15 protein-coding genes are annotated in these 16,732 nt (G+C 64.9%); 8 read left to right on the top strand and 7 right to left on the bottom strand.

Translation table 11 applies throughout. The features are described 5' to 3' along the window. Positions 1-573: an N-acetyltransferase family protein gene (locus QX010_RS26095; RefSeq protein WP_316182759.1), complete on the top strand. Its 573-nt coding sequence runs from the start codon at positions 1-3 to the stop codon at positions 571-573. 8 nt (positions 574-581) lie between these two features. Here QX010_RS26095 and QX010_RS26090 read toward each other — a convergent pair whose 3' ends face one another. Further along, positions 582-794 (bottom strand): hypothetical protein, encoded by a 213-nt coding sequence (locus QX010_RS26090; protein ID WP_315805115.1) that lies wholly within the window; start codon positions 792-794, stop codon positions 582-584. Positions 795-1,225: 431 nt separating this feature from the next. After that, the gene (locus tag QX010_RS26085) at positions 1,226-2,275 is read right to left on the bottom strand and encodes a hydroxyacid dehydrogenase (RefSeq protein WP_316182758.1); all 1,050 of its coding nucleotides are present in this window, start codon (positions 2,273-2,275) and stop codon (positions 1,226-1,228) included. A gap of 149 nt (positions 2,276-2,424) precedes the next feature. On the opposite strand from QX010_RS26085, the gene QX010_RS26080 reads away from it, so the two are divergent. From QX010_RS26080 to QX010_RS26070, 3 genes are all read left to right on the top strand, one after another. Then, complete coding sequence (locus tag QX010_RS26080) at positions 2,425-2,976, top strand: thiamine pyrophosphate-binding protein (RefSeq protein ID WP_315805113.1); 552 nt, start codon at positions 2,425-2,427, stop codon at positions 2,974-2,976. Beyond that, complete coding sequence (locus tag QX010_RS26075) at positions 2,973-3,572, top strand: thiamine pyrophosphate-dependent enzyme (RefSeq protein ID WP_315805112.1); 600 nt, start codon at positions 2,973-2,975, stop codon at positions 3,570-3,572. Before QX010_RS26080 ends, QX010_RS26075 begins: the two co-directional genes overlap by 4 nt. 129 nt (positions 3,573-3,701) lie before the next feature. After that, a complete protein-coding gene (locus tag QX010_RS26070; RefSeq protein WP_315805111.1) occupies positions 3,702-4,055 on the top strand; it encodes a VanZ family protein in 354 nt (117 codons plus the stop codon). A 57-nt stretch (positions 4,056-4,112) separates the two neighbouring features. Here QX010_RS26070 and QX010_RS26065 read toward each other — a convergent pair whose 3' ends face one another. After that, positions 4,113-4,502 carry a DUF1236 domain-containing protein gene (locus tag QX010_RS26065; protein ID WP_316182757.1) on the bottom strand — a complete coding sequence of 130 codons (390 nt, stop codon included), beginning with the start codon at positions 4,500-4,502 and terminating at the stop codon, positions 4,113-4,115. 562 nt (positions 4,503-5,064) lie between these two features. Between QX010_RS26065 and QX010_RS26060 the strand changes: the two genes are divergently transcribed. Beyond that, complete coding sequence (locus QX010_RS26060; RefSeq protein WP_316179866.1) at positions 5,065-6,039, top strand: IS110 family transposase; 975 nt, start codon at positions 5,065-5,067, stop codon at positions 6,037-6,039. A 1,389-nt stretch (positions 6,040-7,428) separates the two neighbouring features. After that, positions 7,429-8,847, top strand: coding sequence for an ABC transporter substrate-binding protein (locus QX010_RS26055; RefSeq protein WP_316182756.1), 1,419 nt, complete (start codon positions 7,429-7,431; stop codon positions 8,845-8,847). Between the two features lie 137 nt (positions 8,848-8,984). Here the strand turns inward: QX010_RS26055 and QX010_RS26050 are convergent, their stop codons facing one another. Further along, positions 8,985-9,908, bottom strand: a complete 924-nt coding sequence (locus tag QX010_RS26050; RefSeq protein WP_316182755.1) for a LysR substrate-binding domain-containing protein — start codon at positions 9,906-9,908, stop codon at positions 8,985-8,987. 235 nt (positions 9,909-10,143) lie between these two features. On the opposite strand from QX010_RS26050, the gene QX010_RS26045 reads away from it, so the two are divergent. Then, positions 10,144-10,962 carry an alpha/beta hydrolase gene (locus tag QX010_RS26045; protein WP_316182754.1) on the top strand — a complete coding sequence of 273 codons (819 nt, stop codon included), beginning with the start codon at positions 10,144-10,146 and terminating at the stop codon, positions 10,960-10,962. Positions 10,963-11,144: 182 nt separating this feature from the next. Here the strand turns inward: QX010_RS26045 and hyi are convergent, their stop codons facing one another. The 3 genes from hyi to QX010_RS26030 form a co-directional block, all read right to left on the bottom strand. After that, positions 11,145-11,936, bottom strand: coding sequence for a hydroxypyruvate isomerase (gene hyi / locus QX010_RS26040; RefSeq protein ID WP_316182753.1), 792 nt, complete (start codon positions 11,934-11,936; stop codon positions 11,145-11,147). Between the two features lie 33 nt (positions 11,937-11,969). Continuing rightward, the gene (gene gcl / locus QX010_RS26035; RefSeq protein WP_316182752.1) at positions 11,970-13,757 is read right to left on the bottom strand and encodes a glyoxylate carboligase; all 1,788 of its coding nucleotides are present in this window, start codon (positions 13,755-13,757) and stop codon (positions 11,970-11,972) included. A 168-nt stretch (positions 13,758-13,925) separates the two neighbouring features. After that, complete coding sequence (locus tag QX010_RS26030) at positions 13,926-15,728, bottom strand: adenine deaminase (protein ID WP_316182751.1); 1,803 nt, start codon at positions 15,726-15,728, stop codon at positions 13,926-13,928. Positions 15,729-16,154: 426 nt separating this feature from the next. Here QX010_RS26030 and QX010_RS26025 point away from each other — a divergent pair, with 426 nt between their 5' ends. Then, a complete protein-coding gene (locus QX010_RS26025; RefSeq protein WP_316182750.1) occupies positions 16,155-16,640 on the top strand; it encodes a hypothetical protein in 486 nt (161 codons plus the stop codon). Positions 16,641-16,732: the final 92 nt, after the last annotated feature.

The following is a 16,732-nucleotide window of genomic DNA, read 5'->3' as shown; positions in this document are numbered from 1 at the left end:
ATGGACAGCACGATCACGGCTGGCGATACCGAGCCGCCGGTCCTCGTCAGGCCGTCACGCGACGAGGACGTCGAGGCCATGCTCTCGATCTACCGGCGGCATGTCCGCCGCGGGGTCGAGGACAGCGCCCCCGGTTCCGGCGCGCCGGAGCCGGACGATCTCAAGCAGCGGCGCAAGAATCTGCGCAATCATCGCCTGCCGCATCTGGTTGCGACATTCCGCGGCGAGGTCGTGGGCTATGCCTATGTCGTCCTGTTCAGGAAGCGGCCGGCCTATCGGTTCGCGGTCAAGCATTCGATCTATGTCCACCATGAGCATCTCGGCCGTGGTGTCGGCCGGCTGCTGATGCAGGCGCTGATCGATGCTTCCGCCGCGGCGGGATATCGGCAGATGATCGGCTATATCGACGCCGACAACGTCGCCTCGCTCGGCATTCACGAACGCTTCGGATTCGCCAGAGTGGGGCTGCTGCCGGGCGTCGCCTACCGCTACGGCCGCTGGTGCGACACCGTGATGGTGCAGCGCTCGCTCGGCCCCGGGGCCCGCGATGCACCGGCTGGGCTGAGCCGCTGAGCCGCAGCTCAGGAGGGAAAGTCGGCCGCCTTCACCTCGATGCGGTCGGCGTGCAGCGACCAGTCGCGCAGCTCCTGCTGTTCGCAGAACCTGGACTTTGCGATTTCTGCGGCTTCGCCTTCGCTGTCGGCCTCAACCTCCAGCGTGCTCTGGCAAATCTCGCACTGGCGGCCATTCTCGCCCAGCACGTCCTTCAGGAAATGGATGACGTAGCGCGACATGCAACCTCCTGCCTCTCACGCAGTGATCGAGGAGATGTTAGCGCGCTTCTCCATCCGCTGTTGACCGATATCAAGCGGCCGCCGCAAATATTTGACGCAGCTCGTGGAACCGGCGCTCAGGCTCCGACCGAAGGCAGGCTTGCGGCGGCAATCGCGACGAACTGCGAGACGGCGCGACGGACGCGGCCGTGGGTCGACTTCAGGATGGCGTTCAGCCGGCGCATCGGACCAGTTTCCCTTCCGCGCCGAGCGAAAAAAATGGCCTAAGCTCATGGCGCCTCTGGAAAAATGATCAGCCGCCGCCGGGCTGTCGAGACGGCGCGGAAAATAGCAATGTCCACGTCGCCGCAGCCGCCCGGGAGAGAAGATTCATTACCACCCCGCGGCTTGCGACGCATGAAATCTTCTCCCCGCAACTCCCCCTCTCCCGGCTAGCCCGGCGCCAATCCGAACGCCTCGCGGAAACGGGCGCTGTAGCGCGGCCAGGCCTCGGGATTGATCAGGCGCGGCGGCCGGCCGCCGTCGAGCGCGGCGAGCAGTTGCTCGGCCGCGATCCGGCCCATGTTCTGCCGCGCCTCCCGCGTCACGCCGGCGGTGTGCGGGCTCGCCAGCACGTTGTCGAATTGGAGCAGCGGATGATCCGGCGGCGGCGGCTCCTTGGCCCAGACGTCGAGCCCGGCGCCGGCGATGCGCTTTTCGCTCAGAGCAGCGAACAACGCCTCCTCGTCGTGGATGAAGCCGCGGGCGGTGGTGACGAAATAGGCATGCGGCTGCATCAGCGCAAACTCCCGGGCACCGATCATGCCGCGGCTGTCTCTCGTCAGCGGGCAGTTGATGGAGACGAAATCCGAGCGCCGCATCAGGTCATGGAGGTCCACCTTCTCCGCGCCGCGGGCCGCGATCTCCTCCGACGCCAGATACGGGTCATAGGCCAGCACCGTCATGCCGAGGAGGCCGCGGCACAGCTCGGCAACCCGGCGGCCGACATTGCCAAGTCCGACGATGCCGATCGTCCGCCCCTGCACCTCGTTGCCGATCAGATCGTTGCGGTTGACGTCCGCCTCCCGGCGCAGCCGGCGGTCGGACTGGATGATGCGCTTCGACAGGGTCAGCATCATGCCGAGCGTGTGCTCGGCCACCGAATGCGCGTTGCCGCCGGACTGGTTGACGACGAGGACGCCGGCCGCGGTGCAGGCCTCGACATCGACCGGGTCGTATCCCGCCCCGTTGCTCGACACGACGAGAAGGTTCGGGGCGCGGCGCAGCAGGTTTGCATCGACATGGAAGCGCGGCGCGAGCTCGTCCCGGGCCGCCCCGATCTGGTAGGCGTGGGCCGCCGCGAGGATCGGCGCCGTCTCGGCCTCGGAGCTCTCGTTCTCCAGCCGGTCGAGCCGGACGTCGGGGCGTGCGGCGAGCAGCTCGCTGAAGATCGGGTGCGCGAGATATTTGACGTAGAAGACGCGCTTGGAATTCGCGGCCATGAACAGGCGACCTCCTGGTATCTTGGTTCTTGATTTCCGACTTGAAAGGCGGATGCCTGACCGGCCGGGCCGGCATGTTGACAATCGTCCCGGTGCCGTCAAGCTCGGCACCAAACAGAGCCCCATCAGGGATGACCGGAGGAACAGCAATGGCCGCCGATGCCGACGCGGCGCGATCCGCAGCCGCTGTGCCGAATTGGCACGAGATCGTGCTGCAGACGTTCAAGCGCAACGACGTCGATCTCATCCCCTACGTCCCCGACCGCGTCCTGACGCCGCTGATCCGGAGCCTGCACGACGATCCGTTCTTCACGACGTTTGCGACCGCGCGCGAGGAGGAAGCGGTCGGCATTCTCGCCGGCGCCTGGATGGGCGGGCGGCGCGGCGCGCTCCTGATGCAGACCTCGGGCTTCGCGACCTTGCCCAACGTGCTGGCGTCGCTGGTCGTGCCCTGCCAGATCCCGCTCATCATGCTCGTGTCGGAGCGCGGCACGCTCGGCGAATTCAACTACGGCCAGTCGCTGGTGTGCCGGACCATGCGGCCGGTGCTCGATGCGCTGGCGATGGAGCATCACACCATGACGCGGCTCGACGAGCTCGACTTCATCGTCGACCGCTCGATCAAGCAGGCGGTCGCGACGCAGGCGCCGGTGGCGCTGATCCTCTCCCCGCTGCTCACCGGCGGAAAGGTGTTCGCATGACCGCGCCGATCCTCAACACCAAGATCATGAACCGCCATGACCTTACCTGCCGGCTGGTTGCGAAGCTCAAGCATGAGGAAGCCGTCATCGGCGGCATCGGCAACACCAATTTCGATCTGTGGGCGGCGGGCCCGCGGCCGCAGAACTTCTACATGCTCGGCAGCATGGGGCTGGCCTGCCCGATCGCGCTCGGCGTCGCGCTGGCGCAGCCGCAGCGCCGGGTGTTCGCGCTCGAAGGCGACGGCTCGCTGCTGATGCAGCTCGGCTGCCTCGCCACGATTGCGACGCTGGCGCCGAAAAATTTGGCCATCATCGTCATGGACAACGGCGTCTACCAGATCACCGGCAGCCAGCCGACCTCGGCCCGGCAGGCCGACGTCGCAGCCATTGCCGCAGGATGCGGCATTCGCGCCAGCCATTGGGCCGCAGATGAGGAGGATTTCGAACGCCTCGTCGATCTGGCGCTGGGAACCGCCGGCCCGGTGCTGATCGCGGCCCGCATCGACGACAAGCCCGGCGTCGGCGCCACCCGGCGCGATCCCGCGCAGATTCGCGAGCGCTTCATGCAGGGGTTGGGCGTGCGGCAGCCGATCTGAAAAGCCCGGCGACGGCGCCGCGCGGTAAGATGAGACGCCATGAACCTCGGCCCGCGCCGCGTTAACTACACTAGGGGCTCAAGCCGCTGTGAGCCCGGCCCTCAGCCCGGATCGTGCTAAGCAGAGCTCATGAAGATCGTATTCCGCCTTTCGGCCTGGCTGCTCGCCGCAGCCGTCGCCTTCGCGACGCTGGGCCCGCCGAACTACCGGCCGCATTCCCATCTCGGACAGGACGGCGAGCACGCCCTCGCCTTCGTCCTGATCGGCCTGGCCTTCGGCCTCGCCTATCGCAGCCATCGGCTGCTGACCACAGGGATCGCGGTCGTCCTGATCGGGGCGCTGGAGCTGGCGCAATTCCTGGCGCCCGGGCGTCATGCGCGGCTGGAGGATTTCATCGTCGACGCCACCACCGCCTGCATCGGCTTCGGCCTGGCCGCCGCGCTCGACTGGCTCGCGCGCCAGATCCGCACCCAGACCACCTGAACGCAGAAAGGCCCCGCCACGGTTTGCGGCGGGGCCTTCCGGCGCGATGATGTCAGATCACTCGATGATCTTGATGACGCGGCGGGTGCGCGGATCGACGATCACGCGGCGATCGTTGACGACCGCATAGCGATACTCGGTGTAGCGCGGTACCGGACGCAGTTCGACGGTGGCGGGCAGCGGCTCGCCGACCACGACGCGCTCATGCACCACGACCGAGGGCGCACGCTCGGCATCGATCGACGTGATCACCGCATTCGGGATCTCCACCGCGGCGCCAACGGCCGCACCGACCGTACCGCCGACCATGGCGCCGACCGGACCGGCGACCGCGCCGCCAGCCGCCGCGCCATTGGCGGCGCCTTCGACGGTCGTGGACTGGGCAAACGCGGCGGTCGACGCCAGCAGCGAGGTGGCGATCAGCGTAACAGCAAGACGGGTCCTCATCATTCTCTCCTCCAGTGCGTTCAAGGTGCCCGCTCAACACCGAGAGAACGCCCGCGGTTCCGGTTCCAAATGGCCGAAACTTCATCATTCCCTTGGGAACGGAAACCGAAGCTCCGCACCGGGACATGACAAAGATCGCTCGAGGTCTCTCCACGTTTCAAACAGCGGCGCAGGTTCGCGATCTCGCGGCGGATCACGCCCGAGTCCTGCGATTGATCGCCCTTCGATGAGATCGAGAGGGCGCAGGGAATGCCGGGTGAAGGCCTCACCCATGGCCCGCCTGCTGAAAAAATGCAGGCGGCAGGTACCACAGGCAAAGCCGATCAACCGGCATTCCCTGCGCGGCGGTCTTAACGCTTCCTTCGCGCTCTTGTGTGTTCGAAACCTGCCAGAATGTGCGAACGGGCGGTTCTGACCAACCGCCCGTCGCTGGATCTGAGCCCGATCGTGCTCAAAGGCCCTAGAGCCTGTCGGGGAGCGTGGGACAGGTCCGGTGTCTTCCTTCAACCCGAACAGTTGCACGGGCTTCGAGCCCGCACCTTGCAAGGAAGGGAGCTGGATGATGGCACAGAATGATCTCGTTGTCGCGGGTGTCGATGTCGCCAAGGATAAGGTCGATGCTTGTACCCGAGCGCCCGGGTCCAAGCAGATGTTTGAAAGGACGAAGGAAGGCCAGCGCGACTTCGTGGCGTGGCTGCGCCGGCACGGCGTCACCAAGGTCGTGATGGAGGCCAGCGGCGGCTACGAGCGGGAGTGGGCCAAACTGGTGCGAGCCGCCAAGATCGACGTTCGTATCGTCGATCCAAAGCGGGTGCGGAGCTTCGCTCAATCGGCCGGGCGCCTGGCCAAGAACGACAGTATCGATGCGGACACGATCGCCTGGTTCGCCGAGACCTTCAACGAAGCTGCGGTGCAAGCCTACGATGCCGCCCGAGAGAAGCTTCAGCAGATGGTCAATGTGCGCCAAGCGACGAAAGATATGCTGGTCAGACTGAAGAACCAGGGCGAGCATAAATTGCCTGTAGAAGTACAGCGTCTGCATACGCGCATCGTCAAGGCGATCAGCGCCGAGCTGGCCGAGCTCGAGGCAGAGATCTCCGCCCTGATCGAAAGCACGCCGCATTTTGCGGAGCTCGCCGAGATCATCGAAAGCGTTCCGGGCATCGGCCGCACGACGTGTGCTACGCTGATAGCAACCATGCCGGAGCTCGGCCAGACCAGCGACAAAGCCGTCGCGGCGCTGCTGGGTGTTGCGCCGTACGATGATGACAGTGGCCGGCGTCGCGGGGATCGGCACGTCAAGGGCGGACGCCGCAGAACTCGCAACACATTCTACATGGCCTGCGTGGGCGCCGCGACGCGGTGCAATCCAGTCCTGAAGGCCTTCTACGAGCGCCTGCTCGCCCAAGGTAAGTTGAAGAAGGTCGCGCTGACCGCCTGCATGCGCAAGCTGATCTGCATTCTCAACGTCATGGTCAAACGCCGCCAAAAGTGGAATCCGGCGCTCCACGTTGTGAACGGGTCGAGCGCCTCATAGCCGCTCGGGCTCCGCCCGAGCGCACGCCAAGCCAACAGACCGGCGAGCGGACGGGGTCAAGGCCGTCAGCCGCCGAAGGCGGTGGCGCGCCTTCGCGCCAGCCTTGAGGCCGGCCGATCACCGGTCTACAAAAAAGACAGTTGCTCCTCGGGGACCGGCTGATTGACCCCGTCGCTCGCGCGAGGGCAAGAGCCCTCGTCACGCGCTTGACCTCGGCACCGGGAGGCCAGGACCACACGACTTCGCGTCCGTGATGTGTCGTTCGTCCGCATGCGCAATCACATGCTGCGACATCTCACGGCCACCGCATCCCTGCCCCACGTGTCGTGACGATCGCGCGCAACGCCCCTCTCGGCGGAACAGGATGCGCGCATCATGCATGATTTCTGGAAAAAAGAAAGCGCTTTTTGTCTCTTTGGCGACGCGCGCGACATCGGATTGTTTCGACTAAAGAATTTCGACCTACATCGATGGCATGTTTCGTGCGCCGCGAGCGTCGCGTGCGATGGCGAACGCAAACGATCGTCGGTGATTTGCCCGACGAGCACGTCAACGGCCGCCACGTGGGTGGTCCAAGGCGCGTCGCCAGCGCCAGTGCCATGAAGCACAGACACCACCTGACCATGTTCGGCCCGAGGGGAGATACAAGCAGACAATGCAAAGCCGGGACGCGTGCGCATTGGCAGCTCGATCCACGGACGTTTTCACCCGAGCGGAGATCAGGGATCCTTAGGTCGGATAGCCGATCTCGGCGAGATCGTCGCGGAGCGAAGCGAGACTGCACTTTGGGTTGAGAGAAGCAACGATTCGTTTGGCCCAAAGCCGACGTCTGGGCCCGACCGACGGATCCGGTCCTGACCCTTGGCTGACCGAATACGACCACGACTGACTTGGGCCTGTGGTACGTTATTTTGCGGATGCGATTGTCCTGAGCCGCCTTCGGGCAAACCGAGCCAGAAGGAAAGACGCGCCCGTCGAAGCCAACATCAAGATCGAGATGGCGGCCACCCTTGAGCCGAGATCGGGTACCTCTCGACTAGAGAGGACAACTGCTCAAGCCAGGCTGGCCCCGATGCCACAACAGAAGCCAAACACCGCCAGAACCAACATCGTTCGGTAGCGAAGGGTCGCCGTCATCCGGCAGCTAAGAATTGCTGTCATCTCGTTCTCCAGGACCGCCTCAGCTCGCAGCGTCTTTCATATCAGGCGAGAAACGGAATGTCGGCCAATGACTCAAAGGACCTCGGGGAGCTTTAGGACCGCCCCTGCACAGCCATTCGCCTTTGTGAACTCGCCGAGGGTGGGGGAACATTGCGCGCCGAGACCTGTTCCCCCAAGTTCCCATAGCGCTTGTAACCCTGCAGGCGGTTGCTCTCAGAGGGTCTGCCGATGTCATCGCTCGATCCCGTCAAAAGTGCTCACGATGGTCGTCAACGAAGGTTGCTGATCGTGTTGGCTTTGGGATTCGTTGCGTTTGGCGCCGCCGCGGCGGCCCTCTTCTACGTGTTGCAGCCCGAGACCCTCCGGATCGCCGTTGGACCGGCCGGCAGCGACGACCACCGGGTGGTCCAAGCCATGGCCGACGCTTTCGGCGAGGAAAGCAGGACCGTCAGGCTCTCCCCGATCACGACCGGGGGAGCCGCTGAATCTCTCGCACTCCTGGCCGCCGATAAAACTGACCTCGCGGTCGGCCGCGGCGATCTCAGCATGCCGCCCGATGCGCAGACATTGGCGGTCCTGCGGAAGAACTACGTCGTCCTGTGGTCTCCCTCGGGACGGCGCGGCAGCGATTCCAAGAAGAAGGGTACCGGCACTATCAAAGAGATCGCCGGTCTGGCGGGTCATAAGGTCGGGATTATCGGGAAGACCGGGGCAAATGTCGCAGTCCTCCAGGCCATTCTGGAGGGCTCCGGCGTGCAGCCTGACAAGGTGGCCACGGCGCAATTCGGGACAGATGAGATCCAAAAGCTTGCGCAAGATCCCACCCTCGATGCGTATCTCGCAGTCGGTCCGCTCGACAGCAAGATCACCGCGGACGCAATCACCGCCACCTCCCGAGGGCGCGGAGCTCCCACGTTTCTTCCGATCGATGCATCCGAGGCTATTGCCCTGAAGCACCCGCGCTACGAGGCCGAGGAGATCCCGCCGAGCGTCTTCAGCGCGAGACCGGCCTGGCCGGAGGACAAGATCGACACTGTCAGCGTCAGTCATCTGATCCTGGCAAGAAAGGAACTCTCCGAGGCCAAGGCGGCGGCGTTCTACCGGCAGCTCTTTGCGGTCCGCGACACGATCACGCAAGGCACAGCCGGCGCTTCGCGCATCATGAAGCCCGACACGGAGAAGGAGACCGAACCTTCCGTGCATCGGGGCGCCGCGGCAGTGATCAACGGCACGGAGCGAACCTTTCTGGACAAGTACAGCGACTACTTCTGGTTTGCCTTGCTTGCGCTTTCCGGCATCGGCTCGGCCGCCGCCTGGCTGCGTCGCTATCTGAATCGGGACGAAACGAACGACAGCACCAGTTGCCGCAGCCGCGTTCTCGAGGCCATGTCGGAGGTTCGCAATGCCGGGTCCGAACAGGATCTGCTGACATGGCAACGGGAGGTCGACGCGATCATCGGCGAAACTCTCAAGGGCTATGACGATGGAGCCATCGAGCCAGAAGACTTGTCCGCATTCGGTCTCGCGGTTGAATTGTTCAACCATGCCATTGCAGAACGGCGAACGACGCTGCAGGGCGGTCCCACCGATCAACCACGGACGATGGGTAACCCTCGGCTCTCTTCGATAGGCGCGCCCGGCCAATGAGTCCTCATCGGCGCCTCGGGTTGCAGCGAGCGCTGCAAGTTCCTGCCCCATTGGGCGCCCGATATGTCCGTTCAGGGAGCGAGCGGACGTAAGCGGCCCGACAGCCGAATGGCCGTCACTGCCGTCCATCGTCCCCACTATTCAGCTTCAACATAGCGAATGATGCTCTGGTTCTGAACGTTTGCGACCAGCTCGTCGGCGCGCGACAACAGCCGGCGGAGCAAGGGCGACTGGTTTGACCGATTGTATCCCAGGGCCAAATCGACCGTCGGGGTGCCGCCCTCGAGCGCCCGCGCGACGACGTTGGGGGCGAGCATGTTCTGCGCATAGAGCGGAACGAGGCTAATGCCGCCGGTCGATGCCACCAGCGACATCGCGGAAGATATGTTCTCGCCCGCATACTTTGCCTCCAGGGTGATGCCGACCCGCGAGGCATAGTCCTGGATGACCTCCTGCAACACGGGGGAGGTCCGCGCCGAACTGACATAGATCTCGCGGGCGAGATCCTGCGGCCGGATCTTCTTGCGCGAGGCCAGACGATGATCGGCTGGCAGCACCGCGATCAACGGCTCCTTCGCCAGCACCTTGAAGACGACACCCTCGTTGTCTTTCTCGGGACGAAGGAAGGCGATGTCCAGCTTCCCCCGCATCAATGCCAGCGCGAGCTCCGGCGAGGATTGCGTGCTGAGCGTGACCTCGACGTCCGGGGCTTCCTCGCGCAGGATGCGCAACAGCTGCGGAAGCCACATGACCTCCAGCCCAACGAGGAATCCCATCGAGAGGAGAGGCTTTTGCGGGCGAGCCGTCTGCCGGGCCCCCTCGGTCGCCGCCTCGACCTGAAGCAGCGCCAATCGCGCGTGATCGAGAAACACGCGTCCGGCGGAGGTCAGCGCCACGCCGCGGGCCTGGCGCTCCAACAGCGGAACGCCGACTTCGGATTCGAGATCGCGGATCTGCCGGCTCAGGGAAGGCTGTGAAGTGTTGAGGCGCCGCTGGGCAGCGGTCAAAAAGCTACCTTCCTCCGCAACGGCAACGAAATATCGCAAATGCCGCAGTTCCATTCGCCCTCAATATGCTTCCAAGGCATAGATCGAAGCCTACAAGGTATTTGTAGCTGACGGAAGCAAGAATTACCTTCGCAACGGCAACGCGTTGGCGGACAGGTGTTGCCAACGCAAGGGCCTGCTTGGGACTCGACTCCAAGCTCGGCCAGCGAACCTGAGTAACACGTCGCTCAATGGATCAAATTGATCGGCGTCCTGTGAAAATATCTGACAGCACGGATGGAGCGGCACGATGCCCACGATGACGACTGACGATGGCGTCAACATCTACTACAAGGATTGGGGATCAGGTCAGCCGATCGTCTTCAGCCACGGATGGCCGCTGACCGCGGACGACTGGGATGCCCAGATGACGTTCTTCCTTCATCACGGGTATCGGGTGATCGCCCACGACCGTCGCGGCCACGGCCGGTCCGACCAGCCAAGCACCGGCAACGACATGGACCAGTGGGTTGCCGATCTCGCGGCGCTGACCGAACATCTCCAGCTGCGCGACGCGATCCACATCGGCCATTCCACGGGTGGCGGCGAGGTGGCTCGCTATGTCGCGCGTCACCAGGAGCGCGTTGCGAAGGCAGTGCTGGTCGCTTCACTGACGCCGAACATGTACCGGAGCGAGGACAACCCGTCAGGGCAGCCGCCGGAGTGGTTCGAAGCAATCCGAGCAGGCGTGTTGGGCAACCGGTCGGAGTTCTACCGTTTCGTTCCAGAGAATCCGTTCTACGGATACAACCGCGATGGGGCCAAGCCTTCGGAGGCAGTCATTGCGAACTGGTGGCGCCAAGGGATGGCCGGTGGTGCTCTCGCCCACTACGCGACCGTCGACTCTTGGCTTGAAGATTATACCGAGGACCTCACCAAGATCACCGTGCCGGTGCTTGTGATGCATGGCGAGGCCGATCAAGTCGTTCCGTTCGCAAGTTCAGTGCCGCGTGCGGTCAACCTGCTCAAGAACGGGGCGCTCAAAACTTATCCGGGCTACCCCCATGGCATGCTCACCACGCATGCGGACGTCCTCAACCCCGACCTGCTCTCCTTCATCAGGTCTTGACGGCATATCTCCTTGAATGTCGCCTTCCCCCGCACAAAGGAGATGCCGCTCGCAAGGCGGCCTCTTCTTCCAATTCAAGACAGCCGCTTCCTATCGTTTCGGACTCTCCCATCGTCAACCGCGATGCGTGCTCTCGGGACGAGCCGGAAGAGAGCTGTCGGACCGAGTGGCACCCACGAACCTCAGCCCGCCGGAACGACCGCGTAGTCCGCCAGCCACCCCAGCCCGTCGACGGTCCCTGCCCGCGGCTTGTACTCGCAGCCGATCCAGCCGGAATAGCCGATGGCGTCGAGGTGGCGGAACAGGAAGGGGTAGTTGATCTCGCCGGAGCCCGGCTCGTGGCGGCCGGGATTGTCGGCGAGCTGGATGTGGGCGATGCGGGCGAGATGCTTCTGCATCGTGCGGGCGAGATCACCTTCCATGATCTGCATGTGGTAGATGTCGTACTGCACGAACAGATTGTCGGACTCGACATCTGAGATCAGCTGCAGCGCCTGGGCAGTGCGGTTGAGGAAGAAGCCGGGGATGTCGGGCGTGTTGATCGGCTCGATCAGCAGCTTGATGCCCTGCGCCTTCAGCGCTATCGCGGCAAAGCGCAAATTGCGCACCAGCACCTGGTTGAGCTCGCGCGGATCGGCATCGTCGGGCGCGATGCCGACGAGGCAGTTGAGCTGGCGGCAGTCGAGCGCGCGGGCATACTCGATCGCGCGGCGCACGCCGTCGCGGAAATCGTCGACACGATCGGGCAAGATCGCGATGCCGCGCTCGCCGGCCGCCCAGTTGCCGGCGGGCAGATTGTGCAGCACCTGGGTCAGGCCGTGGCGCGCGAGCTGCTCGCGCAGCTCGGCCTTGTCGAACTCGTAGGGGAACAGATATTCGACGCCGCTGAAGCCGGCGGCCTTGGCGGCGGCGAAGCGCTCCATGAACGGCAGCTCGTTGAACAGCATCGTGAGGTTGGCGGCAAAGCGCGGCATGGCGTGATCCTCGATGATCGGAGTGCGCTGAGATCAAGCCGGCAGCAAAGTGCGCGCCGGCTCCGCCGGCGTCTCGTCGACCGGTAAGTCGAGCACCTCCTCGAACTCCACGACATTGTCGATCTCGGTACCCATCGCGATGTTGGTGACGCGCTCGAGCACGAACTCGACCACGACGGGCACCTGGTACTCCGCCATCCATTCGCGCGCGGTCGCGAACGCCGCCTGGGCGTCGCGCGGATCGGTGACGCGGATCGCCTTGCAGCCGAGGCCCTGCGCGACCGCGACGTGGTCGACACCGTAGCCGCCGACCTCCGGCGCGTTGATGTTCTCGAACGACAGCTGCACCTGGTAGTCCATCGAGAAGCCGCGCTGCGCCTGGCGGATCAGGCCGAGATAGGCGTTGTTCACGACGACGTGGATGTAGGGCAAATTGAACTGGGCGCCGACCGCGAGCTCCTCGATCAGGAACTGGAAGTCGTAGTCGCCCGACAGCGCGACGATCTCGCGCTTGGGATCGGCGGCGCGGACGCCGAGCGCGGCCGGCAGGGTCCAGCCGAGCGGGCCCGCCTGCCCGGCATTGATCCAGTGGCGCGGATGGTTGACGCTGAGGAACTGCGCGCCGCCGATCTGCGACAGGCCGATGACGCTGACATAGCAGGTGTCGCGGCCGAACGCCTTGTTCATCTCGTGATAGACGCGCTGCGGCTTGATTGGCACCTGGTCGAAATCGCTGCGCCGGAGCATGGTGCGCTTGCGATCCTGACATGCGGCCGGCCACGCTTGCCGCTCGCGCAATTTGCCGGCCTTTCGCCACTCGCGTGCGACCGTGATGAACAGCTCCAGCGCGGCCTTGGCATCGGAGACGATGCCGAGGTCGGGATTGAACACGCGGCCGATCTGGGTCGGCTCGATGTCGACATGCACGAAGCTGCGGCCTTTGGTGTAGGTTTCGAGCGAGCCGGTGTGGCGGTTGGCCCAGCGGTTGCCGATGCCGAGGACGAAATCGGACTCCAGGAAATTGGCATTGCCGTAGCGATGGCTGGTCTGCAGGCCGACCATGCCGGCCATCAGCACATGATCGTCGGGAATGGCGCCCCACCCCATCAAGGTCGGCACGACCGGCACGTTGACGGTCTCGGCGAAGGTGACGAGGAGATCGCTGGCGTCGGCGTTGATGACGCCGCCGCCGGCGACGATCAGCGGGCGCTCGGCCGCATTGAGCATCTCCAGCGCCTTCTCGATCTGCTTGCGGCTCGCCGCGGGCTTGTAGACCGGCAGCGGCGTATAGGTCTCGTCGTCGAACTCGATCTCGGCGAGCTGCACGTCGAGCGGCAGGTCGATCAGCACCGGTCCCGGCCGGCCCGAGCGCATGATGTGGAAGGCCTGGCTGAACACGCGCGGCACGAGGCCAGGCTCGCGCACCGTCACCGCCCATTTCGTCACGGGCTTGGCGATCTGCTCGATGTCGACAGCCTGGAAATCCTCCTTGTAGAGCCTGGCGCGCGGCGCCTGGCCGGTGATGCAGAGGATCGGAATCGAATCCGCGATCGCCGAATACAGCCCGGTGATCATGTCGGTGCCGGCCGGCCCCGAGGTGCCGATGCACACGCCGATATTGCCGGCCCTGGCGCGGGTGTAGCCCTCGGCCATGTGCGAGGCGCCCTCGACGTGACGGGCGAGAATGTGGCGGATCGAGCCGCGGCGTTGCAGCGCGGAATACAGCGGATTGATCGCCGCCCCGGGAACGCCGAAGGCGCAGGTGACGCCCTCCTTCTCCAAGATCCGCACCGCAGCATCGATCGCCCGCATCTTCGCCATCTCGCGCCTCCCGCTTGTTTGATGCGCGAGGATCGCTGCTGCGGGCTGCGATCTCAATTCAGTCGTCGATTTTTCCCACGATGCGGCATGCTCGGCAAAACAGCGGCGGCCTCAATTAGTTAGGACAGAACGACACTGACATGTCCTAACAGGATGAGACGCGAGTAGTTATTCGAACAGCGGCGCCAGTTCCATCTGCGGCACGAGCACGAGGCCCTTGTCGGTGATGCGAATTTCCGGAATGACCGATAGAGGAATCAAATTGAAGCCCATGTAGGGAATGGTGCAGCCGGCTTCCGCCCACTCTTTCTTCAACAGCTTTACCTCCTCGGCGACCTCGGTGACGCGCTTGTCCGACAAGAGTCCCGCGATCGGCAAGGGAACCGTCGCCCTCACCTCGCCGTCGGCGACCACGCAGACGCCGCCCTGGTGCTGGCCGATCGCGGCGACCGCGGCCTGCATGTCCGCCTCGTTGGTGCCGGCGACGATGATATTGTGGCTGTCATGGCCGACGCTGGAGGCGACGGCGCCGCGCTTCAGGCCAAAGTCCTTCAACAGGCCATGCGCGACGTTCCCCGCCGACTTGCCGTGGCGCTCGATCACGGCGACGAAGCAGAGACCATGGCGCGCGAACAGCGTCTCCCAATCGTTGGCCGGCTCGATCGCGACCTTGTCGTGGATCAACGTGATGCCCGGCAGCGCCGTCTTGATCGCGTTGACGGTGCAGGCCTTGGTGGGAAGCTGCGGCGTCAGCGTCATCTGCGCCGGCAGCTTCACGGTCGCATAGGCCGCCTTCGGATATTGATAGCGCTGCGACAGCGCCTGATCGAGCCGCGCGGTGATCTTGCCGTTGTCGACGACGAGCTCGCCGCCATACCAGGTCGATTGCGGCTTCAGGCCGTCGTTGAGCAGCACGAGGTCGGCGCGGCGGCCGCCGCCGAGGCCGCCGATCTCGCCGTCCAACGCGAAGCGCGTGGCGCCGTGCAGCGAGCCCATCGACCACGCCTGCTCGGGCGACATCCCGGCCTTGACTGCCTCGCGCACCACCCAGTCGAGGCCGAACAGCATGAGATCGTCGGCATCGCGGTCGTCGGTGCAGACAGCTGTGCGCTTGTGCGACGCGCCGAGCTCGGTGATGGTGCGGATCGCCTGCGGCAGGCTGTGCCACGGCGTCGTGGGCGGACCGCCGCGCAAAAAAATCCAGACGCCGGCATCGAGCAGATCGTCGGCGATGTCGCGGTCGATCGCCTCATGCGTGTCGGTGACGCCGCTCGCGGCATAGGCCGCGACGAACTCGCGGCCATAGACATGGCCCGACACCGGCCGCCCGCGCTGCAGGGCCGCAGCGAGAATGGCATGGCTGCGCTCGTCGCCCATGCAGACCGGCACGAAATCCATCTTCTCGCCGAGCGCCACTGCCTCCGGCCAGCGGTCGAACAGGCCGGCGATCTTGTCCGGCGTGAGGTCGCCGCCGGCGGTCTCCAGCGCGGCCGACGTGGCCGGCACCGTCGAGGGCACGGTGAGGAAGATCGACAGCGGCGCCTGCCGCGCGTCCTCCAGCATCGCCTCGACGCCGGCGACGTCCATCACGTTGCCGATCTCATGGCTGTCGCAGAAGATCGTCGTGGTGCCGTTGAGCAGCGCGGCCTCGGCATAGGCGCAGGCCGTCACCATCGAGGATTCGATGTGGATGTGCGGATCGACCAGCCCCGGCGCGATGATGCCGCCTGCGGCGTCGTAGACCGCAAAGCCGCTGGGAAGTGACTTGTGAGCACCCGCCGGCTTCACAGCCGCGACGCGTCCGCCGGTGATCCAGAGCTCGCGGTTGGGGAGAATGCGCTCCGAATAGGTCGACAGCACCCGCGCGCCGGTGATGACGAGATCGGGCGCGACCCGGCCCGAGGCGACGTCGGCCAGCCGCCGCGTCATGCTGTGCAGGGGGGCGACGGAGAAGCGGGTGAGTTTGGACATGGCACAACTCGCTGGACGTGTTCGGGGGATCCGCCACGATCGTTGCGCGCGATGCGCAAGACGGCAAGCCCAAATAGGTCGGCGCAGCTGACTACGGCTTGGGCAGCGAAGCTGGCTGCCGATCTCCCGCTTCAGCGGCAGCGCGGCGCCACGGTCGCTTTGCAGCCATCCGTCGCAGCGACCGCCTGCGGCAGGTCTGATGACGAGGCGTGCTCGGGCAATCGGACTGCGCGAAAGCTCTCCGCCTGCTGATGCCCATGCAAGCTCGGTCGCCCGCAGGCGCAGGACGATGACAAGGACTGACCTGCAGCGTTCTTCTTCCGGTTGATAGAGATCAAAACCACACTTTGGGATTCTAGTGTTATTTTGTCGAGACCAGAGCGCGTTCGGCGACCGCTCGGACGAGCGCCTGCCGAGGAGGCGTCCATGCGCAACACCATCTTGATCCTGGCCTGTTCCATTCTCGCCGCGAGCGCCACAGGGTCCGCAGCGCGCGCCGGCATGATCGCGCATTACGAATGCACGGTGGTCGGCTTCCCCTTTCCCGAGCCGGTCGGCGATCGACCCGATCACAACCTCCTGACGGTCGAATATTCCTGCCTCGGCACCGACGGCGTGCTGAAGGGCGCTGTGTATACGGCCTCGAACACGGTCGAGTGGGATGGTGCCAAAGGAACGTTCTTGATCGGCGGCGGCGTCCACCGCATCCCCGGCGGGCGCGCGGTGACGCAGGCGACCGAAGGGACCGCATCGCCGGTGATGCGGGACGGCAAGCCGGTGGGCAACGAGACCTCCGGAACAGGCATCATCAAATTCGCATCGGGCTCGCTGGCGGCGTTGGCCGGCAAGACGATCCATTTCGTGACCAAGCCCATCAGCCCGATCCGCTTCACCATCGATTTCACCGACTGACCTGACTCAGTCTCGCTCGGACCACATCGCGATGCGTGGACCGGCCATCCCGCCACAGCGGCTGGTTTCCCCTTGTCGGCTGCTGCGCCGAT

Origin of the sequence: Bradyrhizobium sp. SZCCHNRI1009, assembly GCF_032487575.1 — a bacterium.
In the GTDB taxonomy this organism is placed as follows: Bacteria; Pseudomonadota; Alphaproteobacteria; order Rhizobiales; family Xanthobacteraceae; genus Bradyrhizobium.
Note: the sequence above shows the minus strand (reverse complement) of the source record. Positions and strands in the feature narration are given on the sequence as shown.